At 63.8% G+C, this 12569-nt stretch carries 10 protein-coding genes; 3 read left to right on the forward strand and 7 right to left on the reverse strand.

Annotated elements, in window-relative coordinates; genetic code table 11:
* Positions 1-463 precede the first annotated feature (463 nt).
* Positions 464-946, forward strand: a complete 483-nt coding sequence (locus AC5WNJ_RS12885; RefSeq protein WP_043333860.1) for an FKBP-type peptidyl-prolyl cis-trans isomerase — start codon at positions 464-466, stop codon at positions 944-946.
* Between the two features lie 216 nt (positions 947-1162).
* Here the strand turns inward: AC5WNJ_RS12885 and AC5WNJ_RS12890 are convergent, their stop codons facing one another.
* The 5 genes from AC5WNJ_RS12890 to AC5WNJ_RS12910 all read right to left on the reverse strand — a co-directional run bounded on the left by AC5WNJ_RS12890 (position 1163) and on the right by AC5WNJ_RS12910 (position 7961).
* Positions 1163-1861 (reverse strand): DUF3047 domain-containing protein, encoded by a 699-nt coding sequence (locus tag AC5WNJ_RS12890; RefSeq protein WP_495929876.1) that lies wholly within the window; start codon positions 1859-1861, stop codon positions 1163-1165.
* An 82-nt stretch (positions 1862-1943) separates the two neighbouring features.
* Positions 1944-2591, reverse strand: coding sequence for a CDP-alcohol phosphatidyltransferase family protein (locus AC5WNJ_RS12895; protein ID WP_495929877.1), 648 nt, complete (start codon positions 2589-2591; stop codon positions 1944-1946).
* Positions 2592-2650: 59 nt separating this feature from the next.
* The gene (locus AC5WNJ_RS12900) at positions 2651-4414 is read right to left on the reverse strand and encodes an ABC transporter permease (protein WP_495929878.1); all 1764 of its coding nucleotides are present in this window, start codon (positions 4412-4414) and stop codon (positions 2651-2653) included.
* Entirely contained in the window at positions 4390-5673 is a 1284-nt protein-coding gene (locus AC5WNJ_RS12905) for an ABC transporter substrate-binding protein (protein WP_495929879.1), read from the reverse strand. The genes AC5WNJ_RS12900 and AC5WNJ_RS12905 overlap by 25 nt, the downstream gene beginning before the upstream one ends.
* 65 nt (positions 5674-5738) lie before the next feature.
* Positions 5739-7961, reverse strand: coding sequence for a dihydrolipoyl dehydrogenase family protein (locus AC5WNJ_RS12910; protein WP_495929880.1), 2223 nt, complete (start codon positions 7959-7961; stop codon positions 5739-5741).
* A gap of 297 nt (positions 7962-8258) precedes the next feature.
* On the opposite strand from AC5WNJ_RS12910, the gene msrA reads away from it, so the two are divergent.
* Positions 8259-8936 (forward strand): peptide-methionine (S)-S-oxide reductase MsrA, encoded by a 678-nt coding sequence (gene msrA / locus AC5WNJ_RS12915; protein ID WP_495929881.1) that lies wholly within the window; start codon positions 8259-8261, stop codon positions 8934-8936.
* Positions 8937-9021: 85 nt separating this feature from the next.
* Here msrA and AC5WNJ_RS12920 read toward each other — a convergent pair whose 3' ends face one another.
* Positions 9022-10347, reverse strand: a complete 1326-nt coding sequence (locus tag AC5WNJ_RS12920; RefSeq protein ID WP_495929882.1) for an MFS transporter — start codon at positions 10345-10347, stop codon at positions 9022-9024.
* 256 nt (positions 10348-10603) lie between these two features.
* Between AC5WNJ_RS12920 and AC5WNJ_RS12925 the strand changes: the two genes are divergently transcribed.
* Entirely contained in the window at positions 10604-11578 is a 975-nt protein-coding gene (locus tag AC5WNJ_RS12925; protein ID WP_495929883.1) for a LysR family transcriptional regulator, read from the forward strand.
* 149 nt (positions 11579-11727) lie between these two features.
* Here the strand turns inward: AC5WNJ_RS12925 and AC5WNJ_RS12930 are convergent, their stop codons facing one another.
* Positions 11728-12327 carry a C40 family peptidase gene (locus tag AC5WNJ_RS12930; RefSeq protein ID WP_495929884.1) on the reverse strand — a complete coding sequence of 200 codons (600 nt, stop codon included), beginning with the start codon at positions 12325-12327 and terminating at the stop codon, positions 11728-11730.
* Between the last annotated feature and the right edge of the window lie 242 nt (positions 12328-12569).

Genomic DNA, 12569 nt, shown 5'->3' on the forward strand with positions numbered 1-12569 from the left:
ATGGCGCCTGAGTTGTCATTTCCCGTCAGGCGACGGGACAGAGTGTGCAGAGCGAGGCCACCTCGGGCCGCGCGTCAGAATCCGCAATATCCGAGTAGGCAGAGTAACCAGACCCCGTGGCCCTCGCAAGCCATCGCCACAACCTTGCATGGCCGCCAGCAGCAAGCCCGCTGTGCGCTGACAGGGTAACCCCGCCAGACACCTGATGATCCAACCGTTTTGCTCCTTTGTTCACCGATGGCGTCGGGGGTGAGAAAAAACCTGCCTCAGGGTTGAAATGCACGCCTGCGAGCGTCACCTATACTTTCAAGACAAGGTAACGTGCGCTGGATTGCCTCTCTGGCAATGTCATCAGCGGGCCAAGAGCCACGTGATACGCGGCTTTTTTCCTATTTCCCCCCTGACAGTCACCTCAGGGGCACGTTACCATTGACGTTCATATACCTATCGAAAGGCTCTCATCATGCAAATCGCCCAGAATGCCGTCGTATCCTTCCACTACACCCTGACCAACAACGAAGGGGAAGTGCTGGATAGCTCCGAAGGCCGCGAGCCGCTGGCCTACATCCACGGCGCTGGCAACATCGTCCCGGGCCTCGAGAAGGAACTCGATGGCAAGACTTCCGGCGACGAGCTGAAAGTTGCCGTCTCTCCGGAAGAAGGTTACGGCGAAGTCCAGGAAGCCCTGGTCCAGGAAGTGCCGCGTGAAGCCTTCCAGGGTGTCGAAGACATCGAAGCTGGCATGCAGTTCCAGGCGCAGACCCAGGGCGGCCCGCTGATGGTTACCGTCACCAAGGTCGAAGGCGACACTGTCACTGTCGATGGCAACCACCCGCTAGCCGGTGAAACCCTGAACTTCGACGTGCAGATCACCAACGTGCGTGAAGCTTCTGCCGAAGAGCTGGAACACGGCCACGTTCACGGCGAAGGCGGCGTGGAGCACTAAGCTCCGCCTCTTCCCTCATCTGAGGCCTCGCCCCGGATGAGCGCCTCCCACAGTGTGGGAGGCCGGAACCGAAAGCCCCGCGACTGAGTCATCAGTCGCGGGGCTTTTTCGTGTCTGGCTGGCTGACTTGGCAGGCTTGTCGGAGTGGCTCAGCCCACCCTTTCAAGCCCACTCTTTCCAGCGCTTCAGGCCCAGCTCTTTCCTCAGGCTCCCGGATCAGGCGCCGCAGCTGGGCGGTGTGGCATCGCTGGAAAGGCTCAGGCCACGAAACAACGCCGTGGCATCACCGCCGGCATTGTCGCCGTCAGCCATCAGCGCAAGACCGGCAATCTCGCTCGGCTTGCTGTCAAACAGTGACGCGTAATCAGCACGCAGGTCGCGCACCTCCGCCACCCACTGTCCTACCTTCTCGTCACCGGATTCAACCGCCAGCAGCACGGCACGATCCGTGAAGGCGTTGTCCCAATGGCTACCTCGCGCTTCATTGCTGGACCAGACGTAATTGATGGCCTCGACCTGCCACGGCAGGATGCCGGTCTTGTTGACCACATAGAGGCGTGCCGGATAGTCATCGCCGCCCTTGGTCTTCTCGTTCACACTTGGGTAGATGCCATCCACCTGCCAGCACCATTTCAGATAGGGGGTCTCTTCCAGCGAGATATCCTGCTCCAGATAGCGCGCGGATGCCTGACCCCGGGCGCGCGCCTCGAGCGCAGGCCTGCCGTCGCGCTCCACCACGCGATAGGCCGTCTGGCCTTCGAAGGTCTTCTCGCCCCAGGCAAGGATCTGCGCAGGCGAGAAGGACTTGTCAGCCGAGTGGGCCACAGAGGGCAGTAGCGCCGTCAGTAGACCGCTGGAGGCGACTGCCGCGAACAGGGGCAGGAATGACGGCAACTGACGGGAAGCAATCTTCATTGGCAGAACTCCGATGTGCCTGAGCAAGGCAAGTGAGGAAGGTGAAACGCCATGTCACCGAAACGGCCAGGTTCGCAGCGCATCAATCTGGGGCGATGCCGTGATGCTCGTTCTGGCCCTGCGCTCGCAAGGTGACATACCCTCCCCATACGCGCGTCAGCGTGGTCAGGATGCATGCCGCGGCGAAGATCCACGCCAACCATGCGAAATGCTGTGGCATCAGGCAAGCCAACACGAAGAAGGCAATGGTCTCGGTGCCTTCGGTCAGGCCATCCAGATAATAGAAGGCCTTGCGCGTGAAATTGGGTCGCTCCAGCTGATGCTTGGCCGCCATGATGGCGAAGGCCAGAAAGCTCGAGCCCGTGCCGACGAAGGCGAACAGCAGCGCCACCGCCGCCATCGCATTGGCGGCAGGGTCTGCCAGGGCGAAACCCACCACCACAGCGGCGTAGAACAGGAAATCGAGACAGATATCCAGAAAGCCACCGGCATCGGAGCTCAGGCCGGCGTGCCGCGCCAGCGCGCCATCCAGCCCGTCCACCACCCGATTGATCAGGATCGCGGCCAGCGCGAGACCGAAATGCCCATAAGCCAGCAACGGCAACGCCAGCATGCCGATGGCGAAGCCTGCGAGGGTCAGCTGATCCGGATGCAGACCGCGCGCCGCCGCACTTTTCGCAAGACGTTTCAGAGGCGGCTGTACCCAGCGTGAGGTCCACTTGTCCAGCATGTTGCATCTACTCCCATGAAGTCGTTGAGATCATCGTCATTCCAGCGCCTGACAGGCGCTCAGCCGCGCGTCGGCGAGACCGAGCGCCCGGCAGGTACCGCACGCGCCAGCAGGTAGACCACCAGCGGCAGACAAGCCTGCAGGCAGGCGGCCACCGCGGTCAGACGTGGGTCGGCCCCCGTCGCCAGCGCCAGGGTTTCGGTGGTCAGGGTCGGGACACGCCCGCCGCCCAGCACCACCGTCGGCACGTATTGCGCGATGCTGACCGCGAAGGCCACTGCCCAGCTGATGGCCAGCGGCCTGAGCATCAGGCGCAGGCGGATACCGATCAGCACCTCGAGCCGGGAACGCCCCAGCAGGCGTGCTGCCTGCTCGAGTCGGGTATCGAAGCGCGCCCAGGGTCCGGCCAGCGTCAGCCAGGCGTAAGGCAAGGCGAACAGCAGATGGCCGATCACCACTCCCGCCCAACCGGGGCTGGCCCCCAGGCTCAACCAGCCGACCTGAAAGCCGAACAGGAAGCTGGCCTGCGGCAGCAGCAATGGCAGATAGAGGCAGACCACGAAGCCGCGCAGGCGGCCACTTTCCCGCTCACGCTCGAACACCGCCACACTGAGGATGACGGCCAGCGTCGCCACCAGCAGTGCCAGCCACAGGCTGTTGCTGAAGGCATCCCCCAGGCCAGCGAGGGCCTGGTGCCAGCTCTCCCAGCCCCAACGAGACGGCAACAGCGCAGGGAAGAACCAGCTCCTGGCCACCGATTGCACACCGATCACCACGAAGGCGAGCAGTGAGATCAGCGTGACCACGCCCAGCACTCCGCGCGCGACACGCCCGAACATGACTTCACTCACCAATGCCAGGCGGCTTGCGCGCGCCGGATGATGGCTCAATACCCAGTCGCGGTGCCAGGTGAGCAGAGTACGTCCCAGCGCCGCGCCCAGCGCCATCATCCCGATCACCAGCAGGGCCAGCATCAGGGCGCCGACACTCGCCGGCAGACGCGCCGTCGGGTCACTGTCACGCCACAGTTCGATCAGGCGGACTGCCAGCGTCGGCGTGCGCGTCGGCCCCAACACCTGGGCCACATCCACCACCGCCAGCGAGTAGGCCAGTACCGCACCGATGGGCAAGGCGATCGCGCGCATCACCTGGGGCATCAGAATACGCCAGCGCAGTTGAGGGATGCTGTAGCCGAGCGCCTGGCCTGCCTGCAGTTGCGCCGTGACCGGCAGGCGTGACAGCGCCGTCTGCGCCATCAGCATCAAGAATGGCGCCTCCTTGAGCGCCAGACCGACCGCCAGCGAGATGCCATGGGCATCCGGCAGCGGATACTGCGGCGGCACCAGCACCTCGAAAGGTGCCAGCAGCAGGCGCATCAGCACGCCGCTGGGCGCCGCCAGCCACAGCAGCCCCAGTGCCAGCGCCAGATGCGGCATCGCCAGTATCGGGGCCAGCAGACGCTCCATGCGCTCACCGAAGCGAGTCCCGGCGGCCGCCGAGACCCACCCCATGGTCAAAAGCACCGCCAGCAGCGTACCGCCGAGGCCACTGACCAGCGTCAGACGAAAGCCCTCCGCCAGTCCGGGCAAGGCCCACCAGCGTTGCCAGGCGACCGCCGAGACCTCCTCGAAGCCCAGTGTCGGCCACAGCCCGAAGGCCGGCGCGACCAGTCCGGCCAGCCCCAGCGCCGTCGGGCCGAGCAGCAACAGCAGGACGCCCCAGCGCAGCACGCGGGCGGGCGTCAGCGGCGCATGACCAGTGGCGGGGGCGACACGCCAGCGATCAGCGACCCATTGCGTCAGTTGCGATAGCGTCGCGCCCACTCGGCCTCCAACGCATCGGTCCAGCTCGGGTGTGGCTCGCTGAGCGGTGTGCCCAACGCCTCTGGCGACATGCTGCCGGGCAGCTGCGGCAAGGCCTCGAAGGCGGCGCGTTCTTGCGGCGGCAGGCGGGCGACATCCAGCACCGTGTCATCGCCCCAGCGCGAGGGGTCGGCCTTGGCGGCCTGGGCCTCGGCGGACATCAACTGATTGATCCACACCAGTGCAGCGGCCTTGTGCGGTGCACTGGCCGGAATCGCAAGATAGTGCACATTGCCGAGGGTGCCACCGTCATGGATATACGGCTCGATGGTCGGTGGCAGCCGCCCTTCCTGACGGGCATTGGCCACTTCCTGAGGCACGAAGGTCAGCGCTATCCACACGCTGCGCTGAGCGAGCAGTTTCATCTGCTCTTCGGCACCGGCCGGCTGACGCTCGCCCTGCGCCCACATCAGCGGATGCAGCGCATCGAGGTAGTCCCACAGCGGTGCGGTCACCTCAGCGAACTGAGCATCACTCGCCACGGGAGATGCCAGCACCTCGCGCTGCTCGGCGGGCAACACCTCCAGCAACGCCTGCTTGAGGAAGGTGGTGCCGTGGAAGCTGGGCGGCTGCGGATAGGTCACGCGCCCGGGATGCTCTCTGGCCACCTCCAGCAGTGCCTGCATCGAGCGCGGCGGCGATTCCAGCAGCGCGGTGTCGTACATGAAGATCAGCTGCGCACGCCCCCAGGGCGCCTCCATGCCATCGGTGGCGAGCCCGAAATCGCGCGCGCCGATCTCCTCGAGCAGATAGTCACTGTTGGGCAGGCGCTCGACGAAGGGCCCCCACACCAGCTCGGCCTGCTTGAGCGCACGGAAGTTCTCGCCGTTGATCCAGATCACATCGATGCTGCCATCACGGCGCCCGGCTGCCTTCTCGGCCAGCAGGGTCGAGACGCTCTCGGCGGTATCGGCGATCTTGACGTGGCGCACCTCGATACCATGCCGCGCTGCTGCCGTCTCGGCCTGGGCACGCAGATAGGCGTTGGTCGCCTCACTGCCGCCCCAGGCATGAAAGTCGATACGTTGACCACGTGCGCGTTCGGCGATCACCTGCCACTCGAGCGAAGCGAGCTCAGGGGTCGGGCGCCCGGCCTGCGCATCGGCCGCATACGCCAGTGCCGTGGACCAGGGCGAAGCACTCACGCCCGCTATCAACAGCAAGGATCCGCCCATCAACGCCAGGGCACGACGACGGCCTGGCTTGTGATTCGTCTCCATGAGGGGATCTCCTGATAGGAAAATGCCGCGTCCCGGACATGCGGGTGCGCGGCATCAGTCATCGATTAGTGTTTTTCAGCAGCCGGAGCACTCGCGGTGTCCGTCGCCTTGAGCGTCTTGGTCGGCTCGAAACGGCCGTTGCGGCGCCAGGTGAAGTAACGATCGAGCACCTTGAGCACGCCTTCCGGCTTGTGGGCATTCTTCCACATGCCAGCCGCGGCCTTGTTGGCTTCCGACAGTGTCGGGTACGGATGGATGGTGGAGAGGATCTTGTTGAGGCCGATGCCGTGTTTCATGGCCATGGTGAATTCTGCCAACCACTCCCCTGCATAGGCACCGACCAGCGTCACACCCAGGATGCGATCACGCCCCTTCTCGGTCAGCACCTTGACGAAGCCTTCGGTGGCCCGCTCGGCCAGCGCGCGGTCGCTCTCGCCCATCTCGTAATGCGTGACTTCATACTCGTAACCCTGGGCCTTGGCTTCGGTCTCATTGAGGCCGACACGTGCCACTTCCGGCTCGGTATAGGTGACCATCGGCATGATACGGTAGTCGACCTTGAAGGTCTTCAGGCCACCGAACAAGGCGTTGACCGCCGCGTGCCACGCCTGATGACCCGCCGCATGGGTGAACTGGTAGGGGCCAGCCACATCGCCGCATGCCCAGATGTTCGGCTGCAGGGTCTGCAGCGACTCGGAGACATCGATGGTGCCGCGCTCGGAAACCGCGATGCCCAGCTCTTCCAGACCGAAGCCTTCGACGTTGGCTTCGCGCCCGATGGCCACCAGCAGCTCGTCGAACTCGATCCAGCTCTCCTCGCCGTCGGGAGAACTCACGACCAGATGGCGCATTGGCTGACTGTCCTTGTCCTTGAGCACCTCGATGCGCGTGGCGGTGGAATTGATGCGCAGATCGACGCCCTCACCAGCCAGCTGCTCGTGCATCAGCGTGCTGACTTCCTCATCTTCACGCGGCATCACCCGTGGCGCACCCTCGATGATGGTGACGTGACTGCCCAGGCGCGCGAAGCTCTGACCCAGCTCCATGCCGATCGGGCCGGAACCCAGCACGACCAGGCGCTTGGGCTGCACCCTGAGATCCCACAGATTGTCAGAGGTCAGCGGCGTGATCAGCTCGATCCCGGGGATCGCAGGCACACGCGGACGAGCACCGGTGGCGATCACCACATTGCGGGTGGTCAGCACACGCCCATCGACTTCCACTTCCCAGGGCGTCTTGAGTCTGGCATTGCCGCTATGGACTTCCACGCCCAGGCTCTCGTAGCGCTCGATGCTGTCATGCGGTTCGACACTCTCGACCACGTCCTGCACATGGCCCATCACCTTGGCGAAATCGATTTCCGGCTCACTGGCGGTGATCCCGAAACGCTGGGACTGGCGAATTTCATGAGCCGCACGTCCGGCACGGATCAACGCCTTGGAGGGTACACAGCCGGTGTTGAGACAATCCCCCCCCATCTTGTGACGCTCGATCAGCGCGACACGTGCATTGACGGCGGAGGCGATATAGCTGGTCACCAGCCCCGCGGAGCCTGCCCCGATCACGACCATGTCGTAGTCGAAGGTCCTCGGCTTGTCGAAGGCCGCCTGCTGCTTGCGCTTGCGCAGTACGCCGACGATCTTCTTGGCGATCAGCGGGAAGAGGCCCAGCGCAGTGAAGGAGGCGATCAGCCCCGGCGAGAGGATACCGGACAGCGACTCGAGCTGGCCCAGTTCACGCCCGGCATTCACGTAGATGGCGGTTCCGGCGAGCATGCCCAGCTGACTTGCCACGTAGAAGGTGACCACGCGCATGCGGGTCAGGCCCATCACCAGATTGACGATGAAGAACGGGAAGACCGGTACCAGGCGCAGCGTGAACAGATAGAAACCACCCTCACGCTCGACGCCACGATTGAGGGATTCCAGCTGACGGCGGAAGCGCTTCTCGATGCTCTCGCGCAGCAGAGTGCGGGAAATCAGGAAGGCCAGCGTCGCACCGATGGTGCTGGCGAAGGAGATCAGCAATAGCCCCCAGCCGAAGCCGAACAGCGCGCCCCCCAGCAGCGTCAGCAGTGCTGCCCCGGGCAGCGAGAGTGCCGCCATCGCCACGTAGACGACGAAGAAGGTGCCCGCGACCTTGTACGGCGATTCCGCGAACAACGCCTGGAATTCCGCCTGGCTGGCCTTGAGGCTCTGCAGAGTGAAGTAGTCCTGTGCCCCGCTGGCAAAGAACACCACGATGGCAGCGACGATGGCGCCTAGAAGCAGTAACTTGCGTTTATTCACTGGCGATTTCCTTTTCGATTCCTGCCGTCATGGGCATGTCATTGGGAGGTACCGTGTCCTTACGAGGCATGTCGCTGACTGGATGCACTGATTCGCGTAGCGGAGTGAATGGCTATGGCTTGATCACGACAACGGTAACGTTTCATTCTGCATGTTCGCATCCATCCCACGTTTATTCGCGTAGAACCCTGATACAGGCAGTGAGTGAATGGCAAGGCCAGCCACCTCGCAGCCCACCGGGACATGGAGATTTCCATGTTCTCACTTCGAAGGAATGACGCCTTTCCCGGAGACACCATGACCCGATACACGCGAATCCCCTTCCCAGCGCTCAGACGCCTCACGCCACTGGCAAGCCTGCTCGGCGGCCTGCTGATTGTCGGCCACGCCAATGCCTTCGACCCGGAAACGGCGCCCAAGGGCGTCGCCGAGGGTGTCGCCCAGGGCCAGGAAGTCGCCATCTTCGCCGGTGGCTGCTTCTGGTGCATGGAGGGACCCTTCGACAAGCTGGACGGTGTGATCTCGACCACCTCCGGCTATACCGCCGGCGAACAGAACAATCCGACCTACAAGCAGGTCTCCTCGGGCAGCACCGGGCATACCGAAGCGGTCAAGGTGGTCTACGAGCCGGAAAAGGTCAGCTACGACACCCTGCTGGATGTCTTCTGGCACAACATCGACCCGGTCGCGGTGGATCGCCAGTTCTGTGATGCCGGCACCCAGTACCGCAGCGGCATCTACCCCCTCGATGAGGCCCAGCGTGACGCCGCCGAGGCCAGTCGCGAGGCGCTGAAAGACAGATTCCCCGAAGGCATCGCCACCGAGATCGAGGCGGCAGGCCCCTGGTATGCGGCCGAGGACTACCATCAGGACTTCTACAAGAAGAACCCGGTGCGCTATCGCTTCTACCGCGCCGGCTGTGGCCGCGATGACCGTCTGGAAGAGATCTGGGGTGACGACGCCCCCGCGCACTGATTCCGCCCTCCAGGCCCTCTGAACGACAACGGCTCGCCATCTGGCGAGCCGTTGTCGTTTGCGTGCTCTGCTGTCTGAGCTGATCTCAGTCTCGATACTGCGTGGCGGCCCGGCGCCAGCACAGGGTCGCCAGCGCGAAGGTCACCGCCAGCACCATTACGCTGGCGGCCACCACCCCGGGCCAGCCGGCAGCCTGCCAGAAGGGCTCCAGCCAGAAGCCACCGAGACTCGCGCCCAGATAGTAGGCGGTCAGATACAGCGCACTGGCACTGGCCCGCGCGCCTTCGGCATTGCGTCCGACCCAGGCCGAAGCGGTGGCATGCGCGAGGAAGAAGCCGAAGGCATTCAGGCTCAGGCCGATCAGCATGCCGATCAGCGAATGGCTCAGCGTCAGCAGCGTGCCAAGCACCACGATGCCGGTGCCCAGCATCATGGTCAATGCCTGACCGCGTCGCTGAGCGATCGCCAGCGCGGCCTCGCCGTCCTCAGGCGCGGCCCCCGACACCAGACGCCGTGCCAGCCGGCCAGACTGGGAGGCGCCGAAGGTGCCTGCCAGATAGGTCAGGAACAACAGCCCCAGCCATTGACTGCTGAGCGACCAGGGCGCCTCACTCAGCCGGAAGGTCATGTAGCTGTAGAGATTGACGAAGATGAAGAAATTCAGCCCGCCAAGCAAAAACACCGGCCACAGACGGGGGTTGCGCAGATGACGTCCCAGACCTGCCAGCATGCTTCTCAGCTTGAACGGCTGGGCGACGAAGCGCCTCTGGCGCGGCAGCAGCTGCCATAACGCCCCCAGCACCAGCAAGCTGACACCGCCGATGGCGGCAAAGCTGGCCTGCCAGCCCCAATGCTCCGCAATCACGCCCCCCGCGACCCGCCCGGAGATGCCGCCCAGTGAATTGGCGCTGATATAGAGCCCCACCGCCACCATCAAGGCGGGTTGCTCCATCTCGTCACTCATGTACGCCACCGCCACCGCCGGCAGGCCGCCGAGCAGAAAGCCCTGCAGCGCGCGCACCACCAGCAGCGACCAGAAGCCCTCGGCGAACAGGGCCAGCCCTGAACAGGCCACCCCGCCGGCCAGGGTCCACAGCAGGATACGCCGCCGCCCAAGCGCATCGGACAGCGGACCGAACACCAGCAATGCGAGAGCCAGCGTCAGGGTGCTTACCGACAGGGACAGACTCGCCTGCAGCGAGCTCAGGCCCAGATCCGTCGCCAGCAGCGGCAGCAGCGGTTGCACCAGATAGAGGTTGATGAAGACCACGAAGGAGCCCAGGCACAGCGCCTGGGTCATGCGCCGCCAGTCACGCCCGCGCGCCTTGAGCGGTTCGGGCAGCTCTGCCTGTGCGGCGGAGAACGAGGCGGCTGAATCGGGGGAAGAAGACGCGGAAAGCGATGAAGCCATCAGGTACCTGCACTCAATCAAGCATGGGGATGGCGCCAGTCTGCGCCGCGCGCCCGCATCAGTAAAATAGCTCGACATGATGCTGACCATCAGCAAAGCTGATGGCAATGGCGGCACTGGGATGGCGCAAACTGCGCCGAGAAGGGAGCCGCACTGTGAAAGGACTCCACGATGAAAAGAGCCTCGCGTTAAAAAGAACCTCGCGCTGAGAGGAACCTAGCGCTGAAAGGAACTTCGCGATCAAAAGGACCCCGCGATGAAACTGCCCTTCGATCTGCGTGCACTCGAGATTTTCGTCAGTGTCGTCGAGCACCAGAGCTTCACCACTGCCGCTCAGGCACTCAGCCTGGCCCAGTCAGCAGTCAGCCAGTCGATCGCCGGACTCGAAAGCCGACTGGGCACGCAGCTGCTGATCAGAGGCTCACGCGGTCTGCGCCTGACACCGGCCGGCGACACGCTGCTCGAGCATGCCCGGCCCCTGCTGCAACAGGCACAGCGCGCGGCACTGGCGATGGCCGAGCTCGAGGGGCTGGTCAAGGGCGAGGTGCGCATCGGCGTCTCCTCGATGCTCGGCTCCTACTACTTCCCGCCCCTGTTGATGGCGTTCAAGGCACGCTACCCCGACATCAAGCTCAGCGTGATCGAGGGCGGTACCCTGAGCCTGCGCCGGATGATCGACAATGCCGAGCTGGATCTGGGCGTCATCGTCGAGGATCAACTCGGCACCGATACCCACGGCCTGATCCGGCGCCACTTCCTGAGTGAGGAAATGGTGGTCTGCCTGGCGAACGATCATCCGCTGGCCGCCCGCACGCAGATCAGTGTCGAGGAGTTCTTCGCCGAGGAGCTGGTGGTCTTCAAGCGCGGCTACTTCCATCGCGATTTCATCGAGCGCCTGGCCAGTCAGAATGGACTCGCGCCGAGCATCGCCTTCGAATCGAACCTGATCGCCCTCAACAAGGCGATCGTCGCGCGTGGCTTCGGGATCACCACCTTCCTCAAGCGTGTGGTCGAGGATGACCGTGAAGAGAACAACCTGACCGCTGTCTCCTTCGATGAGCCCGCCTGGCTTGAGCTATCACTCGCCTGGCGCCGCGAGCGCGGCCTGTCGCGTGCCGAGCAGGCGCTGGTCGATTTCGTCATTGAACACTCGGCGGCCGGGAGGCCCACCCCGGATGCCTTGAGCGCTGAGGGTCAGGCTGACAGCGCTGCGCTGGACTCTCCTTCCTGAGCAGTGGCTGACATGTTCCCGGGCTCAGAAACGACATCACCCGGCCAGGGCCGGGTGATGTCGAAGAGGTTCTTGTCCCTTCAAGTGCTTGTCTCTTCAAGGGCTTGTCTGTTTCAGCGCTTGTTTTTTCAGTGCCAGGCGTGATCGCCTCACTGGCTGCGCATGGCCAGCTTCATCTGCATGGCCTCATGGGGCATCGGACGACGCGACTGCCAGTAGTGCCTGGACCAGTAGACGTTGTCGAGCCGCGACAGCTTCACACCACGCGAGGTGGAGGCATGCAGGAAGTAGCCGTTGCCGACGTAGACCCCCACATGGTTGTAACGACGTGAGGGACGAAAGAAGACCAGATCACCCGGCTTGAGCTGCGACTTGTCGATACGCTTGCCACGCTTCACCTGGTCGGTAGTGGTACGCGGCAGATCGATACCGAAGCCATCACTGAAGACATGCTGCATCAGGGCGGAGCAATCGATGCCGCGGGTGTTGGTTCCCCCCAGGCGGTAGGGCGTCCCGGCCCAGCGATCATGCTCTTCCAGCAGGACATCGCGGATGCTCGGCCCAGACATGGCGTAGTCCTGCGACTCGGCGACCGGCTGGGGCGCGGACTGGCGATAGCGCTTGAGCTTCGGCAGTTCCGGCAGGTCCACATCGTAGTAGGCCACTTCATTGGATGGTGTTGAGTGACTGGCACAGCCTGCCACACCCAGTGGCAGGATCAGAAAACAGCATAATAACGCGTGGCGCATCCAGCATTCCTCGTCGTGGGCCCGGCGCTGGAAGGGTGAAGGTGAGCAGCGCTTGCGGACGGCGATAACCATTGATGCATGACGATGATCGTTGATCGATCAGGGATAACACGGTGACCATCTGACAAGGTGTGCCGGATCAGGCAGCAGCACACCTTGCAGCACGATGACGACAGACAGATGACAAACCCAAGTCGTTCGCAGGATAGTAGTTCATGTCTCCGCAAACCGTATGCCATTAC

The organism is Cobetia sp. PDI-23MA (assembly GCF_059507735.1).